Source organism: Mycobacterium shinjukuense, from assembly GCF_010730055.1.
Lineage (GTDB): Bacteria > Actinomycetota > Actinomycetes > Mycobacteriales > Mycobacteriaceae > Mycobacterium > Mycobacterium shinjukuense.
Genome location: NZ_AP022575.1, coordinates 615,271 through 634,046 on the forward strand (window position 1 = coordinate 615,271; position 18,776 = coordinate 634,046).

The window sequence follows — 18,776 nt, forward strand, 5'->3', positions numbered from 1 at the left end:
GGAGCGCATGACGCGATACGACTCGCTGCTGCAGGCCTTGGGCAATACCCCGTTGGTTGGCCTGCAGAGGTTGTCGCCGCGTTGGGAGGATGGGCCCGACGGGCCACATGCGCGGCTGTGGGCCAAGCTCGAGGACCGCAACCCCACCGGGTCGATCAAGGACCGCCCGGCGCTGCGGATGATCGAACAGGCAGAACGGGATGGGCTTTTGACCCCGGGTGCCACGATCCTCGAGCCCACCAGCGGCAACACTGGCATCTCGCTGGCGATGGCGGCCCGGTTGAAGGGTTACCGGCTGATCTGCGTGATGCCGGAGAACACCTCGGTGGAACGCCGTCAGCTGCTCGAACTCTATGGCGCGCGGATCATCTTCTCGCCGGCCGAGGGCGGGTCCAACACCGCGGTGGCCACCGCCAAGGAACTCGTCGCGGCCAACCCGACCTGGGTGATGCTGTATCAGTACGGCAACCCCGCCAACACCGACTCGCACTACTGCGGCACCGGCCCCGAGGTGCTCGCCGACCTCCCCGAGATCACCCACTTCGTCGCCGGCCTCGGAACCGCCGGCACGTTGATGGGCGCGGGCCGGTTTCTGCGTGAGCGCGTTCCCGACATCAAGATCGTGGCGGCCGAACCCCGCTACGGCGAGGGGGTGTACGCGCTGCGCAACATCGACGAGGGGTTTGTGCCCGAACTGTATGACCCCGAGGTGCTGACCATGCGGTACTCGATCGGCGCGGCGGACGCGGTGCGCCGCACTCGCGAGCTGGTGGACGCTGAGGGCATCTTCGCCGGTATCTCGACGGGTGCGGTGCTGCATGCCGCACTGGGAGTGGCGGCTGGTGCCGTCAAGGCCGGTGAACGCGCCGATATTGCCTTTGTGGTCGCCGACGCCGGTTGGAAGTATCTGTCCACCGGCGCCTACACCGGTAGCCTCGGTGATGCCGAGAACGCTATGGAAGGCCAGCTATGGGCATGACCCGCCATCCGCGCACACCCGCGACACCGACGAAGGCGCGGCCGCGCTGGATGGTCGGAGGGGCGACGATCCTCACCTTCGTTGTGCTGCTGTATCTGATCGAGCTGATCGACCAGCTGAGCGGGAACCGGCTCGACGTCAACGGCATCAGGCCGCTGGAAACCGACGGGCTGTGGGGGATCATCTTCGCTCCGCTGCTGCACGCCAACTGGGCGCACCTGATGGCCAACACGGTCCCACTGCTGGTGCTGGGATTCCTGATGACGCTGGCCGGATTGTCCCGGTTCGTCTGGGCCACCGCGATCGTGTGGATCCTGGGTGGCTTCGGTACCTGGCTGATCGGCAACATGGGCAGCAGCTGCGGCCCCACCGACCACATCGGCGCCTCCGGCCTGATCTTCGGCTGGTTGGCCTTCCTTTTGGTGTTCGGGCTTTTCGTCCGCAAGGTGACCGACATCGTCATCGGGCTGGTGGTGCTGTTCGCGTACGGCGGCATCCTGCTCGGCGCCATGCCGGTGCTCGGCCGATGCGGGGGCGTGTCGTGGCAGGGCCATCTGTGTGGCGCGCTCGCCGGGGTCGCGGCGGCGTACCTGCTGTCGGCTCCGGAACGGAGGGCCCGCGCGCGAAAGAGGGCCCTCCGCGCGCCGCACCCGAAGACATGAGGTCGCCGCTGGCGCCCGTCGGGGTCTTCGACTCCGGCGTCGGCGGGCTGACGGTGGCCCGGGCGATCATCGACCAGCTGCCGGACGAGGACATCGTCTACGTCGGTGATACCGGCAACGGTCCGTACGGTCCGCTGGCCATCCCGGAGATCCGCGCGCATGCGTTGGCCATCGGTGACGACCTGGTCGACCGCGGCGTCAAGGCACTCGTGATCGCCTGCAACTCGGCGTCGTCGGCATGCCTGCGGGATGCGCGTGAACGCTACGATGTGCCCGTCGTCGAAGTGATCCTGCCGGCGGTGCGCCGCGCGGTGGCCGCCACCCGCAACGGCCGCATCGGCGTGATCGGCACCCGGGCAACCATCAGCTCGCACGCCTACCAGGACGCTTTCGCCGCCGCCCGCGATACCGAGATCACCGCGGTGGCTTGCCCGCGTTTTGTGGATTTCGTCGAGCGCGGCGTCACCAGCGGCCGTCAGGTCCTTGGTTTGGCGGAGGGCTACCTGGAGCCGCTGCAACGCGCCGGGGTCGACACGCTGGTGCTTGGTTGTACGCACTACCCGTTGCTGTCGGGCCTGATTCAACTGGCGATGGGCGAGAACGTCACGTTGGTCTCCAGCGCCGAGGAAACCGCCAAGGAACTGGTCCGGGTGCTGACCGAGTTGGACCTGCTGCGTCCGCATGATGCGCCACCGGCCACCAGGGTGTTCGAGGCCACCGGCGACCCTGAGGCATTCACGAAACTGGCGGCCCGGTTTCTTGGTCCCGCAGTGACCGGTGTGCTGCCTGTGCACCACTTCCAGATCCGCTAAGCGTCCGCAGAGATTCTGGCCACCAAAAGCGGCGATGTTTTCGTCATCGTGGTGGCGGGCATGGCACAGTAGTGTCCGTGCGAGTAACCGTGCTCGGATGCTCCGGGAGCGTCGTAGGTCCGGATTCGCCGGCGTCGGGCTACCTGCTCCGGGCTCCGGATACTCCGCCGCTCGTCATCGACTTCGGCGGGGGCGTGCTCGGTGCGTTGCAACGGCACATGGACCCCGGGTCGGTGCATGTGCTGTTGTCGCATCTGCACGCGGATCATTGCTTGGATCTGCCCGGGTTGTTCGTGTGGCGCCGCTACCACCCGACCGCGCGTCCCACCGGCAAGGCGCTGTTGTATGGCCCGAGCGACACCTGGTCGCGGTTGGGGGCGGCGTCGTCGCCGTACGGCGGGGAGATTGACGACTGCTCGGACATCTTCGACGTTCGCCACTGGGTCGACGGTGAGCCGGTGCGGTTGGGCGCGCTGACGGTGGTGCCACGCGTGGTTGCCCACCCGACCGAGTCGTTCGGCCTGCGGATCACCGATCCCAGCGGAGCGTCGCTGGCTTACAGCGGTGACACCGGGATTTGTGACCAGCTTGTCGAGCTGGCTCGCGGCGTCGACGTCTTCCTCTGCGAGGCCTCCTGGACACACTCGCCACATCACCCACCGGATCTGCATCTGTCGGGCACCGAGGCTGGCAGGGCTGCGGCGCTGGCCGGGGTTCGGGAGCTGCTGCTGACGCACATCCCGCCGTGGACCTCGCGTGAGGACGTCATCAGCGAGGCCAAGGCCGAGTTCGATGGGCCCGTGCACGCGGTGGTCTGCGACGAGACGTTCGAAGTCCGCCGGGCTGGGTAAGAGTTCGGGCCGGACCGTCTAGGGTTGGCGTCGTGTCCAAGCGAGAAGACGGCCGCCTCGACGACGAGCTTCGCCCGGTGGTCATCACCCGCGGTTTCACCGAGAACCCCGCGGGTTCGGTGCTGATCGAATTCGGTCGCACCAAGGTCCTGTGCACCGCCAGCATCACCGAGGGGGTGCCCCGGTGGCGCAAGGGCTTGGGTGAGGGGTGGCTCACCGCCGAGTACGCCATGCTGCCGTCGGCCACCCACACTCGCTCCGACCGGGAATCGGTGAAGGGTCGCGTCAGCGGGCGCACCCAGGAAATCAGCCGGCTGGTTGGCCGCTCGCTGCGGGCCTGCATCGACCTGGCGGCGCTGGGGGAGAACACCATCGCCATCGACTGCGACGTGCTGCAGGCCGATGGTGGGACGCGTACCGCGGCAATCACCGGCGCCTACGTGGCGTTGGCCGACGCGGTGACCTATCTGTCGGCCGCCGGCAAGCTGTCGGATCCCAGGCCGTTGTCGTGCGCCATCGCCGCGATCAGCGTCGGGGTGGTTGACGGCAGAATCCGGGTGGACCTGCCTTACGAGGAGGACGCGCGGGCCGAAGTGGACATGAACGTCGTCGCGACCGACACCGGGACCCTGGTGGAGGTGCAGGGCACCGGCGAGGGTGCCACCTTTCCGCGGTCGACGTTGGACAAGCTGCTGGACGCGGCGCTGGGTGCCTGTGACAAGTTGTTCGCCGCGCAGCGCGACGCGTTGGCGCTGCCGTACCCCGGCGTGCTGCCCGAAGGACCACCCCCGCCGAAGGCGTTCGGAAGCTGACCCGGCTGCTGGTCGCCAGCCGCAACCGCAAGAAGCTGGCCGAACTGCGCCGGGTGCTGGACGGCGCCGGGGTGTCCGGGTTGACGCTGCTGTCGCTCGACGATGTGGCGCCCTTTGACGAAGCGCCGGAAACCGGCGCGACGTTCGAGGACAACGCGCTGGCCAAGGCCCGCCGCGCGTTCGCCGCGACCGGCCTGGCCAGCGTCGCCGACGACTCCGGTTTGGCGGTGGCCGCGCTGGGCGGCATGCCGGGCGTGCTGTCGGCCCGATGGTGCGGTCGGCACGGCGACGACGCTGGCAACACCGCCCTGCTGCTGGCACAGTTGCGGGATGTGCCCGACGAGCGGCGCCGAGCGGCATTCGTCTCGGCCTGCGCGCTGGTCTGGGGGTCCGGCGAGGTTGTCGTGCGCGGCGAGTGGCCCGGCACGATTGCGCGGGAGCCGCGTGGTGACGGCGGGTTTGGCTACGACCCAGTCTTCATTCCCGACGGTGACGATCGCACCGCGGCGCAGCTGAGCCCCGCGGAGAAGGACGCGGTCTCGCATCGTGGTCGCGCGCTGGCGCTGTTACTGCCGGCGCTGCGGGAGCTGACTTAAAAGCCGAAGCGCGCCTTGATGTCCTTGGTCTGGAAGTGCTCGACGATGATGCCCAGCGCCGGGATGGTGCCGGCGAGCAGGACCCCGACGGTTTTGACGATCGGCCAGCGGGCCTTGATCGCGAGGTTGAATGCGGCCAGCACATAGACGAAGTACACCCAGCCGTGGACGACCTCGATCCAGCGGATTTCGTGGTGGTAGACCAGGTGCGAGACGATCTCGTAGCACAGCGCGATGAGCCAAACACCCGTCGTCCACGCCATCACGCGGTAGCCGAGGAGCGCGGTGCGGATTTTCTCGACGGGAAACGCGGGTGCGCTCCGCTGCGGTGTCTCCGGTGTGGTCATGCGGTGGTCCTGTTCTGCTTCTCGGCATCGTGTTTGGCTAGTTCGGCAAGGTAGGCGTTGTACTCCCGCAGTGCGGGGTCGTCGGCCGGGGGCTGCGCCGGCTTCGGCCGCTCGGGCAGCAGTCCGGCAGGTATCTCGGTCATCGCGCTGGTGTTCCGGGGCGCCGGCGGCGTCTCTTCCAAGCGCACGAACTTGCGATAGGCGTAGACGCAGAACCAGGCGAACAGCGGCCACTGTAGTGCATAGCCCAGGTTCTGGAAGGAACCCGACGCCGACTGAAACCTGGTCCACTGCCACCAGCCCAAGGCCAGGCAGCCGCAGGCCGCGATGATCACCAAAGCGATCAGCGCGGGCCGACGGCGACGTCTGCGGTGAGCCTCGGTGGACACCCCTCGACGGTACCGCGCGCCGGCTCATGACTTGGGCCCGACGAATTCGTCGAGGCGTGCCGTCGCCGCCTTGTGGTACACGGCAATGCAATATCTGCTCGGCCGAGTCCACGGAATTCCGAGTAAATCGAGAGCCCAGCTGAACAACCCGAGGATGTCTTCGGATCTGTTGGAGAAGTGATAGCGGACGCTTCGGACGCCTCGGTCGTTGGCCACCACGCGGCACCCGTCGCTGTCGATGAGACCGCGGATGAATTCCTCTGTGGCCTCTTTGACGAGCACCTCCTGCCAGGGCTCCAGCCGGATTGGCCTTAGGTGTTTCCTGCCGGGACCGTGCTGGGTAAACAGACACGGCCAGTGTTTTGAGTACAGCGATACCTCGGTGCAATTGCTCGGACGTCGTAGCGTCGCCGCGCGCTGCTCCGGCATCAGGATGTCGATCGCCTGGCGGCAACGGTCGATGATCCCCAGGTACTTGTCATCGAGGGTGATCCTTAGCCGCCAGACGCGCCCGTTCCGTGAGATGCAGCCATCGCCGAGATAGAGGCCGAGCAGATAGGTGTACGCAGCTGGGGGAAGCGCGGTGAAGTCATGATCAATGCCGCAGGCTGAGGATGCACTCGCACGCCTTGGGCAAATCGGCGACCTGCAATGGCGCCATTCCCACACCGTCTTGCGCGGTATCCCTGTCTGCCGTGCGATCGCACAATCGTTCATACCGGTTGCGATGAGGCGCTGCACGACTTCGAACTCCTCCGCCGATCGCACCTGTGCGCCCCCTCGCCGCCGTGTTGAATCCAAGGTAAGGCGCGCCACCGACAGATTGGTGGGTGAGCCGAGCGGTACGATCGGCACGCTGCGGGCGTGATGAAACTGGCAAACATGACGGCTTTAGGTGCCGTTGCTCGTAAGAGCTTGAGGGTTCGAGTCCCTCCGCCCGCACCCTCGTGATCACCGTTGGTGGCCGTGGCCACCAACCTTGGCGCGATTGCCGTCTCGGAATGCCGCAGGCCCTACTCATTTCCGTGCTGGGCTTTGCTTTCGCCACCGCCACCGGGTGTGGCGACGACATGATGCTGACCAGGCTTTGCCAGGGCTGTCAGGCGATCCGTGAGCTGGGGACACTGGAGCTGATCGGCTGACCAGGTGATCACCCAATCATCTTTGTCCCGAACGGCTTTGGTGCGCAGCCCGGCCGGGTTCGATCCGGCTCCCGGCTCGGTCAGTGCGAAGGAGGCGACGACGTCGCCAGTTGCCATCGGCGCCAACCAGCGTCGCCATCTCGACGTCTTGCACCAGGTTCAGGCCGAGCCCGCCCCACTCCTGCGGAATCGCGTATCCGAATAACCCCATCCGCTTGGCCTGGTCGCGCAGGTCGTTGGGCACCCGGTCGTTGTCCAGGATCTCCTGCTCGCGCGGGATCACACCGGTGCGGACGAAGTGACGGGTCTGGCCCAGGAATCTGCTGGAAACCACCGTCTGAGACTTGGCCGGCGGTCATTGGCGGGCGCTCCCTTCGGAGCGAGATCCTATATGAAATATGATATTTGACCTGGAGCCGAATCTTTGACAAGGGTGGTCCAGGTGTTGTTGGGCGGTCAAACCGCGGTGATAACGGGTGGAGCGCAAGGGCTGGGCTTGGCAATCGCGGAGCGATTCGTCGCCGAGGGTGCCCGCGTCCTGCTCGGTGATGTCAACGTCGAGGCGGGCCAGGCCGCGGCCCAACGATTGGGCGGCGACGACGTCGCGGTGGCAGTGCGCTGCGACGTGACCAGAGTGGATCAGGTCGAGGCGCTGATCCATACCGCATTGAAGCGTTTCGGCGGCCTGGACATCATGGTCAACAACGCCGGAATCACCCGCGATGCGACGATGCGCACGATGACCGAAGAGCAGTTCGACGAGGTCATCGACGTGCATCTGAAGGGGACGTGGAACGGAACCCGCCTGGCCGCAGCGGTGATGCGGGAGAACAAGCGGGGCGCGATCGTGAACATGTCTTCGGTATCGGGCAAGGTCGGCATGGTAGGCCAGACCAACTACTCGGCGGCCAAGGCCGGAATCGTGGGGATGACCAAGGCGGCCGCCAAAGAGCTGGCCCACCTTGGTGTTCGGGTCAACGCGATCGCCCCTGGGCTGATTCGGTCGGCGATGACCGAAGCCATGCCGCAACGCATTTGGGAGCAGAAGCTGGCCGAGGTGCCCATGGGCAGGGCCGGTGAGCCCAGCGAAGTCGCAAGCGTGGCTTTGTTTCTGGCCTCCGACATGTCCTCGTACCTGACCGGCACCGTCATCGACGTCACCGGTGGCCGGTTCATCTGAGCGAGGTGAGCAGGGGAAGCGTGCACCGTGTGCCGTCACTGGCCAGGGCCTGCAGCGGCATTCGAACGACGAGCGTCGTCGTGAAGCTCAACCGGGGGTGGATTACGCCGTGAACGCGGCGTCGGCTTCCCGCTGGTTCCCGCTCATCGGTGAGGGGACCATTGCTCGAGAAGCATCGGGTGTGAGGCGATGACTGTCCCCGATTTCGCGGCACCACCGCAACTTTCCGAGAACGTTGCGCACGTTGTCCGCAAGAGGATCTTCGAGGGCGGCTACGCGGCGGATCAGTATCTGCGGCTGGATCAAATGGCCGCGGAGTTGGGAATCAGCGTCACACCGGTGCGGGAAGCGCCGGATGCGCTGCGCGCCGAAGGCCTGATCGCCCAGCAGCCCCGCCGAGGCTTCGTGGTGTTGCCGGTCACGGGGCAAGACCTCGCCGACGTCGCGAAGCCGCTCGGCTCGTCCAGGGGCTAACCGGGTGGTGGCGCGGCAGCCGCGGCCGAGAGTTCGGTTTCGCAATGTTGTCGCTGGGGTGGATAATAGATAGCGAGCAGAACGATGTCCCCGCTGTTGGTATTTCGCGCATCGGCCGCGGTCGTTGCCTGTGTGGCCGCGACCGCGTTCGCATCGCCGGCCCGCGCCGAACCGGGCGACCAGATTCCCGGGGACGGGCTCTTTCTGGTGGGAACGGACATCCTGCCAGGCACCTACCGCACCGAGGGGCCGTCGAATCCCCTCATCCTGGTGTTCGGCAGGGTGTCCGAACTGTCAACCTGCTCGTGGACGACATACCGCACGCCCGCGGCGAGCCCCGGCGACATCGTCGACACCAATACCTCGATGGGCCCGATGTCGGTGGTGATCCCACCGACGGTAGCCGCCTTCCAGACGATGAACTGCAAGGTCTGGATACGGGTTTCATAGGGCGGGCTCGCCGTTGTGCGGCCGCGCCGCCGCGCCCTGCCGTCGGCGCCTGGAAGGCGCTCAGCACCCGGCCCCGCTTGGCGACCGACCCCTTGAGGCGTCACGTCGGCAATGTCGGCCGAATGGGAGTCCTGGGCTTGGCCCGCCGCGCCTGACTCTGGCTCTGCGGCAACCAGTTTCACCATGGCGGAAGTGTCGGGGCAGATCACCGATCTGAGCGCTGTGCGTCCAGGATGGGGGTCAGGTCACCGGTGATCAAATCGGACACCTCGAGCGCCCGCCTCGGGGTCGCTGCTACATCGCGGGGTTGTCGCCTGGGCGCGAGGGTCCGTTTAATGCCGCGTTATGCGGCCTGTCGCCGTACCGACACGCGCGCTCGCAACCGGGGCGGCGCACGCGTCTGCGGTCCACACTGGATCGATTGCGGTAAATTCGCCCACGTGGGTAGCGCCGCCCGCCTCAAGATCGACGGGGGCATTCCGAATCAACTCGCGCGTGCCGCCGAGGGCGCCAGGGCCCTGGAACAACAGGGGTACGACGGCGGCTGGACCGCTGAAACCAGTCATGACCCGTTCATGCCGCTGCTGCTGGCCGCCGAGCACACGTCGCGCATCGACCTCGGCACCAACATCGCCGTGGCGTTCGCGCGCAATCCGATGATCGTCGCCAACCTGGGCTGGGATCTGCAGGCCCACTCGAAGGGCCGGTTCATCCTTGGCTTGGGCACCCAGATCCAGCCCCATATCGAGAAGCGGTTCAGCATGCCCTGGAGTCACCCGGTGGCTCGCATGCGCGAATTCGTCGCCGCGCTGAATGCGATCTGGTCGGCCTGGCGAGACGGCAGCAAGCTGCGTTTCGAGGGCGAGTTCTACACCCACAAGATCATGACCCCGATGTTCACGCCCGAGCCGCAACCCTATCCCGCGCCGAAGGTCTTTCTGGCCGCCGTCGGTGAAACGATGACCGAGATGTGCGGCGAGGTCGCCGACGGCCACCTCGGTCACCCGATGGTCTCCCAGCGGTACCTCACCGAGGTGACCATGCCGGCGCTGCTGCGCGGCATGGCGCGGCGCGGGCGTGATCGCGCCGATTTCGAGGTGTCCTGCGAGGTGATGGTGGCCACCGGTGAGAATGACGCCGAGCTGGAAGCCGCCATCGCCGCCACCCGCGAGCAGATCGCGTTCTACGGCTCCACCCCGGCATACCGCAAGGTGCTTGAACTGCATGGCTGGGGCGATCTCCACAGCGAATTGCACCGCCTGTCCAAACAAGGCGAGTGGGACGCCATGGGATCGCTCGTCGACGACGAGATGCTCGCCGCGTTCGCGGTGGTCGGCCCGGTCGATCAGGTCGGCGCCGCGCTAGCGCGTCGCTGTGCGGGCATGGCGGATCGCGTGCTGCCGATCTTCTTGAAAGCCTCGCAGGACTGCAAGGGCGCTGCGCTGAGGGAGTTTCGCCGATGAGCGATGGCGATGGCACCCGTTCTGCGTGGTCATGCCGACTCAGGAGTTGGTGGGCAGCGACGACGGCGGAGATCGACACGGTTGCGCGAGCCCCAACACGCATCCGGGCTTCGGCTACGGCGTGCGCCTCTGTGGGCATGGACGTCAACAACATCTTCACCGAACTGCTGGCCCGATTGAAATCCGTTGGACTGAGCGGTGATCCGGAATTCATAGCCTCGACCTGCCGGTTCGCGTGAGCCGAACGGCGGGGAACCTTTGACGCATGCCGCGATGCTGGCCGACACCTCATCGGCGCCTGCCGCCGATATGCCGGTCGTCGGAAACGCCGCAGCCAGGTTGGCCGCGTTGATCGTCGAACCGATGATCGCCAAATCCGTTGCCGCCGTGGCCACCGTCTCCGGCCTCGCCATCACAAAGGACATCTGAATTCTCGTCGGAGGGCGGGTGACCGGCTCGGCCGGCTCGGAGGGCGACGCTGTTAAGGGCCGGCCACATCCTGCCAGCGTTCCACTCACGCCCCGACGCCCGGCTCGGCGGCGAGCCGCCCGAACTCGCGGCGGGTTAGGCCGCACGGTAACAGCCTGGCCAACCCTAAACCGGGGTGAACTTGGTGATCAGCCACGTGCCGTCAACCCGGGCCAAGGTCACCAGCACACTGCTGGCCGCCATCGACGGATCCGGGTTGTCTTTGCTGGTGGTGCTCTGGTCGACGAAGACCAGCACGACCGCCGAATCCGGGTGCAGCTCCGAGACCGCGGCACCCATCACCTGCGCGGTGGTTCTCAGCGATTTCTGCTTGGCTGCCGGAGCCACGATCTGCCGCGTGAACTGGTCGTAGTAGGACAGAAAGTCCCCTCCCAGGTGCGACCTCGCGGTGGCGAAGTCCTTGTCGAGGGTGTCCGGAGCGTACGACAGCAGCGCGACGGTCCCTTCCGATGCCGCGGTGACCGCGGCACGCGCGGCGCTGGAGTCGGTCTGCTGGTCGGGTCGGAACTGCTTGAAGTACAACCATGTCGCCGCGGCGGCGGAGAGGACCACGAGCAGGAACAGGATCACCGGAACAGGTTTCAAGGTGACCTGCACGCGCCACAGGTCACGGCGCCAGCGACGGGTCCCGGCGGGGGATTCGTCGTCTGAGATGGCCGCATCGGCGTCCTCGTCCACCGAATCGTCGAGTTCGCCTGTTTCCGCGTCGATCTCGGGGTCTGCGGCGTCTGCCAAGGCTTCGGTGGAGTCGACGTCGCGTACATCATCGGTCACGGTACGAACTCAACTTTCGACATCTTGTATTGCCCGCCCTCTTCGGTCACGGTCACCCGCAATCGCCACGGCCGCGGTTCGTCTTTGGCCCCTGAGGAATTGGTGACACGTGATGTCGCTGAGACCAGAACCAGGGCGGTATTCCCGCTCATGGACTCGACGGCGGCGGCGTTCACCGTTCCCTCGGTGACCACCTTGGACTGCTCGACCACCTTGGTGAAATCGGCTGCGCGCTGCTGGAAGTCAGCCCGGAATTCACCGGTGGAACTATCGATAACCCGCTGGACGTCTTCCTTGGCTTTGTTGAAATCCAGGGAAGTCATGTTGATGACGCCTTGCCTGGCCCCGGCCACGAACGCCGCGGCGCGCTGCTCGCGCTGAGTGGCTTGATGGTGCAGCCACATCATGATTCCGCTGGCCATGGCGAAGCCGCAGACGATGAGGATCGCGACCGCTTTGGCGATCGTGGATGGCCGCGGGATCCGCGCCCACCGCCGAATCTGGCCCCGCCACGAGCGCGACTGCGGAGTGGCCTCGGTTTCCTCGGCTTCTTCGTACTCCTCGTACTCCTCGCCTTCAACGAAGGCTCCCTCGCCGGCGTCCTCGGCGTCGTCGCCGGCCATCAGCGCGACGTGCCGCAGCCGCGCGGCCCGTGCTCGAGCCCGCGCCGCGGCGGCGAGCGCTTCGGCTTCGGCGGCTTCTGCTTCGGCTTGCTCGGCCAACGCCATCGCGTCGGCCCGCGATTTCACCGATTCCGTCGGCGGTTCGTTGGTCTCAGCCATCGTGGTTACAACTCGTCATCATCGACTGAACTCCGTCATCTCCTACTGTATTGCTGGTTGCGACCATCAGAGTCGTCGGCGAACTCCACGTGTGGGCGACCGATCGTCGCCCATCATGACCGCTGTCGACTCTCCCGAAAAGATACTCTTCACCTCCACCGCCCCAGCATTTCTGCACACAGAGGCAACGCTGCGCCATGTCCGCGAGTCGCTTGCCACGGGTGTGTCCGTCGACCCGGCCCGGCGGCGCCCGACGGCCGCGCGCTCGAGTGTTCGGGCCCGCTCGTTCTGCAGGAGTTGGCCGGCGGCATGCAGCGCCGGTTCGCCAAACACGTCGACACCCGTCAGGCGAAGGTTCTCATCGAGGTGTTCGGCGCGGTGATCAAGGTCCTGAGCCCGGATTAGTCTTCGACGAAGACATTCTCGATATCGCCGCTGAACACCGGCATCTGGACCAGGGACAACACGTGGTGCGCCGGGCTGCCGGGCGGCGCCACCAGCACGCAGTCCCCGCCCTGCTTGCGTGCCCGGTCGCGGGCGGCGGCCAGTGCGCTGACGCCCGCCGATCCCAGGTGAGTGACGGCGCTCAGGTCGATCGTCACAGACGCTACGCCGGAACGGCTTTCGACGGCGATCTGGCGATCCAGGGTGGGCGCGGCGTTCGAGTCGACGTCGCCGCGGACGACGATGCGGCCGGTGTCGGCGACTAGACAGACGAATTCGGTGTCGACGCTGCGGTGGTATGTCGCCCGGCTGACCGCGGTGTCGGTGACAAACCGGGCGGGTCGCGACAGGCGGTGGGTGAGTGTGGCGGTCGTCCCGCCGGCGTCATGGGTGACGTGTGACTCGGAGACCAGGGCCTCGGCCATCGCCAGCCCGCGACCCCGGCCTTGGTCGCCCTCGCGGTAATCCTTCCACGTGCCCCGGTCAACCACCGATGCCCGCAGGTTGCCGTCGCCGCCCAGCTCCGCCTCGACCACGATGCCATCGGAAACCTCTGTGGTGTAACCGTGTTCGACCGCGTTCTCCACGAATTCGGACATCGCGTGCACGACATCGGAGACATCGGTGGAATCGGCGCCAATCTCCGAAAGCCAGTCACGCAGGCGCGCCCGAACTGTGCGCCCGGCATGGATCGTCGCATCCGCCGTCACGTGCAGCGGCGGTGGCGGCGTCCGGCGTTGTGCCGCAAGCAGGGTGACGTCGTCGTTGTAGCCGGTGGATCGCAGCAGCAATTCGAGCGTTTCCGAGCACAGCCGGTCGATGGGCCGGGCCGGGGCATCGAGGACAAAGCCGCCAGCGCCGGCCGCGATGCTGGCCGCCAGGTCGGCGAATTCCGCGGTGCTGGCTTCCAACGGCCGGCCCGGGCGCTCGATCAGGCCGTCGGTGTACAGCAAGACCGCGTCGCCCACGTCGAGCAGCTCGGTGCGCACAGGAAACCCGGCCCCGCTGCCCAGCGGACCCGCGCCGGATGGTTCCAGATACCGCGAGCTGGCGTCGGCCGTCACCAGCAGCGGTGGCGGATGCCCGGCGGTGCAGTACTGGAATTCGCCCGTGGTGAATTCGAGCGAGCCGACACACATGGTGGCCGATTTTGATCCGGGCACCTGTTCGTGGAAGCGATCCACCGCCTCGAGCGCGTCGACGATCGTGTGCCCGGCCGAGATCTGCATCCGCAGCGCGGTGCGCAATTGCGACATGACCGCCGCGGCCTCGACACCATGGCCGACGACGTCACCGACGATCAGCACGAGCCGGTCGCCGAGGGCCAGCGCGTCGAACCAGTCGCCGCCGGCCGCGGTGTCCTGCGCGGCGACGAGGTATTCCGCGGCGATATCGGCGCCGGGAACGATAGGCACCGACGGGGCCAGTAAGGCCTGCTGCATCACGGTGGCCGAATCCCGGACGTGGCGGTACCGCTCGGAGAGTTCCTGCATGCGCGCCTCGGCGGCCAGCCGTGCCCGCACCCGATCGGTGACGTCGTCGAAGACGAGTTGAACTCCCTCGATCGATCCGTCCGCTCGGTGTCGGGGGGTAACCACGAAGTCGAAGAATCGTTCCTCGACTCCGGAACCGTCATAGTCGGCTTGCAGCCGCCACTCGGTCCCGGATTGCGGCTCGCCGGTTTGGTATACCCGATCGAACATCTGGTAGATCCGTTGACTTTCCAGTTCGGGATATACCTCGCGAGCGGTCTTGCCCACGGTGTTGGTCACCGGACTGAAGGCGCGAAAGGCCGCGTTGACCGCGACGAAGCGATGCTCGGGGCCTTGCAGGCCAACCAGCTTGGCGGGGATGTTCTCGAAGATCCGTCGCACGTCTTCAGCAGTGCCGACCGTTTTGTCCCAGTCCATTTCGGCCGCCATGTGGCCGTCCCTCCTACGGACCGATTAGCAAACGGGTCGTGTGCTGACACCTGCGCCCAGCGACAACATCCAGGTTATCAACGTGCGGAACCGGCCGAGCGCACCAAAATCGCGCGGTAGCGCGACGAGGCGTGGGCTACGCCGCCGAGAGCGCGCACTCCGTGGTCGGGTAGACGGGTAGTTGGCCGCCCAGCCCACACGCGTCGACGATGCGGGTGAGGCCAGGCTCGAGGCTCACCAGGCGCAGTTCGATGCCGCGCCGGCGGCATCGCTGCGCTTCCTCGGCGAGGACGGCGAACGCGCAGCAGCCGATGAAATCAACGGCGGTCAAGTCGACGACGAAGGGGCCCGGAGCGGTGGCGACCGCGGCCGCCTCGGTCACCAGATGGTGCCAGGTGCGCACGTTGGATGCGTCGAGCTCACCGCCGGCGCGGATGACCACCGCCGAGCCGTTGCGCTGGGTGATGGCCCGAAGCGTGCTGCGTGGTTCACCCAGCTCGGCCGTCAGCCGGGTGCTCAACATCACCCGAGCGGTGAATGATTCCGCTGGACCCCGGTTCATGGTCCCCCGCCCGTCGACAAGCTGTTGCCTTTTGTATAGCAAGTCCGGCCGGTTCCGTCTATTGGCAGCGGCAAAACGGCGCCGGTGGGTCGCGGGTCCGAAGCGTAGGGCCCTTCGCACCCGAGCGGCGCGTCGGTGAGAATCGCATCCACCTCATTTGTCATACGGCGGCGTGGCAAGTCGATCGAGGCCGGGTTGGTGCATCGACACCCGCCCGCGCTCTTGGCGTGGACCGGCCGATCATCATCGCGTCGCTCGCCGCCGCTCGCCGCGATCCGCTGCTGGGCAGGCTCACCGGCACCAACTGGGACCTGGTGATCTTCGATGAGGCGCACCGGCTTCGCAACCCCCGAAGCGCGTCGGGCAAGCTCGCCCGCAGCCTGCGCGCCCGGTATCTGTTGGTGCTGACCGCAACGCCGGTGGAGAACAGGCTGTCGGACCTATACCAGCTGGTCAGCCTCGTCGCACCCGGGCTGTTGGGCACACCTGACCAGTTCCGCGCCAAACATGGTGCCGGGTTGGTTGATTCGAGACCGCGCAACCTCGAGGAGCTGCGTCGCTTCCCGTTCCTGCTTCGGTGGCAGGCGCCGGGGGCACCGGACACATCGACGAAATCTTGCCCTACGACCGGCCGTTCGAGCCGGCGCACCTGCGCCGATGGGCCCATGGACCCGGCCTGGCGGCCATGCACGCGCCGTCGCAACCCCACGTCCCGCTCGGACCCGTCGGCGAACTGCTGTGGCGGCGCGTGGTTCCCCGTTTGGCCTGCCCGCCGTTCTGCGCTGCCTCGCCGCGCTATGGCGGCTCCCCGACGAAGACGCCTTGCTCGATTCGCATGGCCCCGCGGCGGTGGCGGCCGGAATCGAACGAATGGTCTGCCACCAAGCCAACCTGACAACAGGCCCAGACATCGCTGCCGCCTATCGCGTGCAGGAAGCCGCGGTGCGCGCCGCCGAGGTCGACCTGCAGAGGCGCCTCCGGCTCGGCCCGGACATGTGGTGGTAGTCATGCAGTTTCGGGCCGTGCGGCCGATGACGTGGAGGCCGGAGGCCGATAAGAGCAAGTGGTCGCGATCGAAAGCTCGTTGGGGGCTGGGGGATTGGCCTGTCGCGTACAAGCGGCGCAGATTCCTCATCTGCCCCACGAGTACCCGGCGCTGACCGATGTACAAAGTGCCCGCCTTCGAGCGACCGCCATGGTTGTCGCTCGAAGGGCAGATCACCAACCCTGACATGCCCGGGACCAGCGAGGCAACGCCCACCCACGACTACCCGCAGAGCCACGGTCGCGCCGATCCCGACGGGTAGGCCGTCATCAACCGTGGAGCTCAAGCGCCGCGGCGACGATCGGCTTGGCCCACCCGGGCGTCGACGATAGATCCCGCGGACCCACGACCTCTCCCCGGACAACATGCAGCACCAGCCCGGGCCGCGGCGCCTTGCCTTCGATCGGGTCGGCGTCGTGCGAGTTGTCGTACACGCGCAGCTCGGTCAGCACCGGCAGCAGCCGCACCAAATTCAATCTGCTGTGCCGCCACCGACGCCGGATGTCGGCTTCGGGAATGTCATGGCCACCCGAGTCGACCCGGCGCCGCACGCGTTCGATGTGGGCTTCCAGGCTGGCCAAGCCGACATACCAGATCCGCACCTCGATGCCGTCTGATGCCGCCTCGGAAATCAGCCGGGTCATGGTGCTTCCGCCGAGCGTGGTTTCGAACGCGAAGTCCAGGCCTTCGTCGATCGCCCGTTCCAGCAGCCGCTTGCCCTGACGCCACGCCGCCGCGTTCGCCAAGGTCTGATCCAGCCTCGGATTCGCCGCGATCAATCTCCGCGCGGCCTCGTCGGGGTTGTAGTAGTCGGCGCCGGCCGCGCGGAACATGGCGCCGCCGATGCTGCTCTTGCCCGCGCCGTTGACGCCGGCAAGGACGTACAGCCGGCTCAGTCAGCGCCGCCGGTTCGCGCGGGCCGCCCTCACCGCGGCCAGTCCCAGCCGTTGTGGGCTGGCGTCGAAGGCGGAGGCCATCGCGGCCTTGGACTTTGGCGTCTGCAGCTGTTCCAGCAGCCGGTCGAACTCCTCGGTCAACTCGTCCAGCGCGGGGGTAGCCGCGCGGGTGAGCGCTTGGAACTCGGCGTAGGACAACAGCACCGCCTTCGGCGTGTTGTGCTTGGTGATGGCGACGGCGCCGTCGGCGGTGGCCTGTTCGAGGACCGCGCCGAACTGGTTCTTGACGCGCGTGGCGGCCACGGTCGGCACGTCAACGAGCTCCCCATCCCGGTTGCGGTAGGTCAGCGTGGGCACACCGCCAGTATAGCCAGAGCAGCTAGAATTGCTATATTGACTAATTCGGCTATTTTTGGCCTGGGGTAATCGGGGTCATGAGCCGCCGGCGCCGACCTGAGGGAGCGCCTCCGACTCGATCCGGTGGGGGTAGCACTCGTAGGCTCGGAAATTGTGGATCTGGCTTCGCGACCACCGTGGTCGAACAACGCGGTGCGTCGTCTCGGCGCGGCACTGCGCGACGGAGTCGATCCGCCGATCGACCGTCCGTCATACGCCGAGGTGATGGTGTGGCATGCAGACTTGGCCGCCGAGGTGCAGGCCCAGGTTGAGGGCGGGAGCTGGTCGATTGCGTCGGAGCTACTGGTCACCTCGCGAGCCAAGACCCAAGACACCCTGGTAGCAAAGTTGCGGCGCCAGCCCAACCTGCAACTGAACACCATCCAAGACCTCGCCGGTGTCCGCATCGATGCCGACTTACTGTTGGGCGAGCAGACGAGACTTGCCCGTGAGGTCGCCAATCACTTCGGTGCCGACGAGTCGGCGATTCATGATCTGCGTGATCACCCGCACGCCGGTTACCGGGCCGTCCATGTCTGGCTTCGGTTGCCTGCGGGTCGTGTCGAGATACAGATTCGGACCATCTTGCAGAGCTTGTGGGCCAACTGCTACGAGCGTCTCGCTGACGCGTACGGCCGCGGCATCCTCTATGGCGAACCGATCGAGCGGTTGGCAACTTCTGGCGTTGGCCCGGCGCAGCTTCCGGAGCCGGTACGGGTTATGCAAGACGCGTCGGCGAAACTGGCGATGCATGAGGCCGAGTGGCAGCAGTGCGCTGAGATCGAAGATCCCGGTCAGCGGGCGACGGTGCTGGCCACGATCAAGTCGAGGCTGGAAGGGGCCATCGATCAGGCCGAGTCAGAAATCGAAGGTGGGTGACGTGGCCGGTTATGTCGTCGAGTACGACCGGCGCACCCACGCGCGTCGCATCACCGAGTTCGCCACCCCGCGTGCGGCGATGGAGCACCGGCTGAAGCTGGAAGCCGAGCGCACCGACCGGAACGTCGAAGTCGTTGCGCTCGTTAGTACGTCACTGGACACCCTGAAGCAAACCCATTCGCGGTACTTCGCGGGTGACGAGCTGAACGTCGGAAACGGCGCGCGGTAGATCCTGTTTGAGCTTCCGCGAGTTTGTCGGGGACGGTCGGCGTGCGGCAGCCAGATCCGGTAACCGGGTAATGGTGCCAGCTGCCGACGTTTGTTGGTGTTCTCGACATTCGCGGCGTAGTTCCCGCTTAATGGGCCCACCACGCCAGTATCGGCGCGATTGTCCAAAGATGCGATCGTCATGGTCACATGGAATGGTGAT

21 protein-coding genes, 1 tRNA gene and 6 pseudogenes are annotated in these 18,776 nt (G+C 66.6%); 17 read left to right on the top strand and 11 right to left on the bottom strand.

Features of this window, described 5'->3' with window-relative positions; all coding sequences use genetic code 11:
• Positions 1–7 precede the first annotated feature (7 nt).
• The 6 genes from G6N20_RS02760 to rdgB all read left to right on the top strand — a co-directional run bounded on the left by G6N20_RS02760 (position 8) and on the right by rdgB (position 4,712).
• Positions 8–979: a cysteine synthase gene (locus tag G6N20_RS02760; protein WP_083050676.1), complete on the top strand. Its 972-nt coding sequence runs from the start codon at positions 8–10 to the stop codon at positions 977–979.
• Positions 970–1,641 (top strand): rhomboid family intramembrane serine protease, encoded by a 672-nt coding sequence (locus G6N20_RS02765; RefSeq protein WP_179961509.1) that lies wholly within the window; start codon positions 970–972, stop codon positions 1,639–1,641. Before G6N20_RS02760 ends, G6N20_RS02765 begins: the two co-directional genes overlap by 10 nt.
• Positions 1,638–2,453 (top strand): glutamate racemase, encoded by an 816-nt coding sequence (murI, locus tag G6N20_RS02770; protein ID WP_083050620.1) that lies wholly within the window; start codon positions 1,638–1,640, stop codon positions 2,451–2,453. Before G6N20_RS02765 ends, murI begins: the two co-directional genes overlap by 4 nt.
• Positions 2,454–2,524: 71 nt before the next feature.
• Complete coding sequence (locus G6N20_RS02775) at positions 2,525–3,304, top strand: cyclic nucleotide-degrading phosphodiesterase (RefSeq protein WP_163662790.1); 780 nt, start codon at positions 2,525–2,527, stop codon at positions 3,302–3,304.
• 32 nt (positions 3,305–3,336) lie between these two features.
• A complete protein-coding gene (gene rph, locus G6N20_RS02780) occupies positions 3,337–4,116 on the top strand; it encodes a ribonuclease PH (protein WP_083050626.1) in 780 nt (259 codons plus the stop codon).
• Positions 4,113–4,712, top strand: coding sequence for an RdgB/HAM1 family non-canonical purine NTP pyrophosphatase (gene rdgB, locus G6N20_RS02785; protein ID WP_083050629.1), 600 nt, complete (start codon positions 4,113–4,115; stop codon positions 4,710–4,712). Before rph ends, rdgB begins: the two co-directional genes overlap by 4 nt.
• Here rdgB and G6N20_RS02790 read toward each other — a convergent pair.
• The 3 genes from G6N20_RS02790 to G6N20_RS02800 are packed head-to-tail and all read right to left on the bottom strand — an operon-like array spanning position 4,709 to position 6,303.
• Entirely contained in the window at positions 4,709–5,059 is a 351-nt protein-coding gene (locus G6N20_RS02790) for a DUF3817 domain-containing protein (protein WP_083050631.1), read from the bottom strand. The two genes, rdgB and G6N20_RS02790, sit on opposite strands and share 4 nt — an antisense overlap.
• Positions 5,056–5,448, bottom strand: a complete 393-nt coding sequence (locus G6N20_RS02795) for a hypothetical protein (RefSeq protein ID WP_083050633.1) — start codon at positions 5,446–5,448, stop codon at positions 5,056–5,058. Before G6N20_RS02795 ends, G6N20_RS02790 begins: the two co-directional genes overlap by 4 nt.
• A 24-nt stretch (positions 5,449–5,472) precedes the next feature.
• Positions 5,473–6,303 carry an LAGLIDADG family homing endonuclease gene (locus tag G6N20_RS02800; protein ID WP_308206055.1) on the bottom strand — a complete coding sequence of 277 codons (831 nt, stop codon included), beginning with the start codon at positions 6,301–6,303 and terminating at the stop codon, positions 5,473–5,475.
• A 3-nt stretch (positions 6,304–6,306) separates the two neighbouring features.
• Here G6N20_RS02800 and G6N20_RS02805 point away from each other — a divergent pair.
• Together G6N20_RS02805 and G6N20_RS02810 are read left to right on the top strand one after the other, a co-directional pair.
• A tRNA-Leu gene (locus G6N20_RS02805) sits at positions 6,307–6,390 on the top strand.
• 38 nt (positions 6,391–6,428) lie between these two features.
• Positions 6,429–6,590 (top strand): annotated as a pseudogene (locus tag G6N20_RS02810) (aminoglycoside phosphotransferase); the annotation flags it as partial.
• A 3-nt stretch (positions 6,591–6,593) separates the two neighbouring features.
• Here G6N20_RS02810 and G6N20_RS02815 read toward each other — a convergent pair.
• Positions 6,594–6,949, bottom strand: a pseudogene (locus tag G6N20_RS02815) (acyl-CoA dehydrogenase family protein); the annotation flags it as partial.
• A gap of 74 nt (positions 6,950–7,023) precedes the next feature.
• On the opposite strand from G6N20_RS02815, the gene fabG reads away from it, so the two are divergent.
• The 5 genes and pseudogenes from fabG to G6N20_RS22090 all read left to right on the top strand — a co-directional run.
• Positions 7,024–7,770: a 3-oxoacyl-ACP reductase FabG gene (fabG, locus tag G6N20_RS02820; RefSeq protein WP_083050639.1), complete on the top strand. Its 747-nt coding sequence runs from the start codon at positions 7,024–7,026 to the stop codon at positions 7,768–7,770.
• A gap of 189 nt (positions 7,771–7,959) precedes the next feature.
• Positions 7,960–8,217, top strand: a pseudogene (locus tag G6N20_RS02825) (GntR family transcriptional regulator); the annotation flags it as partial.
• A gap of 111 nt (positions 8,218–8,328) precedes the next feature.
• A complete protein-coding gene (locus G6N20_RS02830; protein WP_083050645.1) occupies positions 8,329–8,694 on the top strand; it encodes a hypothetical protein in 366 nt (121 codons plus the stop codon).
• Between the two features lie 440 nt (positions 8,695–9,134).
• Positions 9,135–10,157 carry an LLM class F420-dependent oxidoreductase gene (locus tag G6N20_RS02835; RefSeq protein WP_083050648.1) on the top strand — a complete coding sequence of 341 codons (1,023 nt, stop codon included), beginning with the start codon at positions 9,135–9,137 and terminating at the stop codon, positions 10,155–10,157.
• A 91-nt stretch (positions 10,158–10,248) separates the two neighbouring features.
• A pseudogene (locus G6N20_RS22090) lies at positions 10,249–10,396 on the top strand (cytochrome P450); the annotation flags it as partial.
• Between the two features lie 81 nt (positions 10,397–10,477).
• Here the strand turns inward: G6N20_RS22090 and G6N20_RS20615 are convergent.
• From G6N20_RS20615 to G6N20_RS02860, 5 genes and pseudogenes are all read right to left on the bottom strand, one after another.
• A pseudogene (locus G6N20_RS20615) lies at positions 10,478–10,582 on the bottom strand (PE domain-containing protein); the annotation flags it as partial.
• A gap of 169 nt (positions 10,583–10,751) precedes the next feature.
• Complete coding sequence (locus G6N20_RS02845; RefSeq protein ID WP_142272141.1) at positions 10,752–11,420, bottom strand: hypothetical protein; 669 nt, start codon at positions 11,418–11,420, stop codon at positions 10,752–10,754.
• The gene (locus G6N20_RS02850; protein WP_083050653.1) at positions 11,417–12,202 is read right to left on the bottom strand and encodes a hypothetical protein; all 786 of its coding nucleotides are present in this window, start codon (positions 12,200–12,202) and stop codon (positions 11,417–11,419) included. The genes G6N20_RS02845 and G6N20_RS02850 overlap by 4 nt, the downstream gene beginning before the upstream one ends.
• A 401-nt stretch (positions 12,203–12,603) precedes the next feature.
• Positions 12,604–14,568: a SpoIIE family protein phosphatase gene (locus G6N20_RS02855; protein WP_083050656.1), complete on the bottom strand. Its 1,965-nt coding sequence runs from the start codon at positions 14,566–14,568 to the stop codon at positions 12,604–12,606.
• A gap of 136 nt (positions 14,569–14,704) precedes the next feature.
• Positions 14,705–15,091 carry an anti-sigma factor antagonist gene (locus tag G6N20_RS02860; protein ID WP_083050688.1) on the bottom strand — a complete coding sequence of 129 codons (387 nt, stop codon included), beginning with the start codon at positions 15,089–15,091 and terminating at the stop codon, positions 14,705–14,707.
• A gap of 14 nt (positions 15,092–15,105) precedes the next feature.
• Between G6N20_RS02860 and G6N20_RS22095 the strand changes: the two are divergent.
• Both G6N20_RS22095 and G6N20_RS20970 read left to right on the top strand, forming a co-directional pair.
• Positions 15,106–15,663, top strand: a pseudogene (locus G6N20_RS22095) (SNF2-related protein); the annotation flags it as partial.
• A 205-nt stretch (positions 15,664–15,868) separates the two neighbouring features.
• Positions 15,869–16,135, top strand: a complete 267-nt coding sequence (locus tag G6N20_RS20970) for a hypothetical protein (RefSeq protein WP_232065418.1) — start codon at positions 15,869–15,871, stop codon at positions 16,133–16,135.
• A gap of 309 nt (positions 16,136–16,444) precedes the next feature.
• Here the strand turns inward: G6N20_RS20970 and G6N20_RS02870 are convergent, their stop codons facing one another.
• Positions 16,445–17,008 (bottom strand): zeta toxin family protein, encoded by a 564-nt coding sequence (locus tag G6N20_RS02870; protein WP_232065419.1) that lies wholly within the window; start codon positions 17,006–17,008, stop codon positions 16,445–16,447.
• Positions 17,009–17,071: 63 nt separating this feature from the next.
• Positions 17,072–17,428 (bottom strand): type II toxin-antitoxin system prevent-host-death family antitoxin, encoded by a 357-nt coding sequence (locus G6N20_RS02875; protein ID WP_083050664.1) that lies wholly within the window; start codon positions 17,426–17,428, stop codon positions 17,072–17,074.
• Between the two features lie 123 nt (positions 17,429–17,551).
• On the opposite strand from G6N20_RS02875, the gene G6N20_RS02880 reads away from it, so the two are divergent.
• Complete coding sequence (locus G6N20_RS02880) at positions 17,552–18,346, top strand: hypothetical protein (protein WP_083050667.1); 795 nt, start codon at positions 17,552–17,554, stop codon at positions 18,344–18,346.
• The gene (locus tag G6N20_RS02885; RefSeq protein WP_083050670.1) at positions 18,339–18,575 is read left to right on the top strand and encodes a hypothetical protein; all 237 of its coding nucleotides are present in this window, start codon (positions 18,339–18,341) and stop codon (positions 18,573–18,575) included. Before G6N20_RS02880 ends, G6N20_RS02885 begins: the two co-directional genes overlap by 8 nt.
• Positions 18,576–18,776: the final 201 nt, after the last annotated feature.

Coding starts and splice junctions, on each gene's coding strand:
- G6N20_RS02760 (WP_083050676.1), top strand. CDS start 8: ATGACGCGATACGACTCGCTGCTGCAGGCCTTGGGCAATACCCCGTTG.
- G6N20_RS02765 (WP_179961509.1), top strand. CDS start 970: ATGGGCATGACCCGCCATCCGCGCACACCCGCGACACCGACGAAGGCG.
- murI (WP_083050620.1), top strand. CDS start 1,638: ATGAGGTCGCCGCTGGCGCCCGTCGGGGTCTTCGACTCCGGCGTCGGC.
- G6N20_RS02790 (WP_083050631.1), bottom strand. CDS start 5,059: ATGACCACACCGGAGACACCGCAGCGGAGCGCACCCGCGTTTCCCGTC.
- G6N20_RS02830 (WP_083050645.1), top strand. CDS start 8,329: ATGTCCCCGCTGTTGGTATTTCGCGCATCGGCCGCGGTCGTTGCCTGT.
- G6N20_RS02850 (WP_083050653.1), bottom strand. CDS start 12,202: ATGGCTGAGACCAACGAACCGCCGACGGAATCGGTGAAATCGCGGGCC.
- G6N20_RS02855 (WP_083050656.1), bottom strand. CDS start 14,568: ATGGCGGCCGAAATGGACTGGGACAAAACGGTCGGCACTGCTGAAGAC.
- G6N20_RS02860 (WP_083050688.1), bottom strand. CDS start 15,091: ATGTTGAGCACCCGGCTGACGGCCGAGCTGGGTGAACCACGCAGCACG.
- G6N20_RS02870 (WP_232065419.1), bottom strand. CDS start 17,008: ATGTTCCGCGCGGCCGGCGCCGACTACTACAACCCCGACGAGGCCGCG.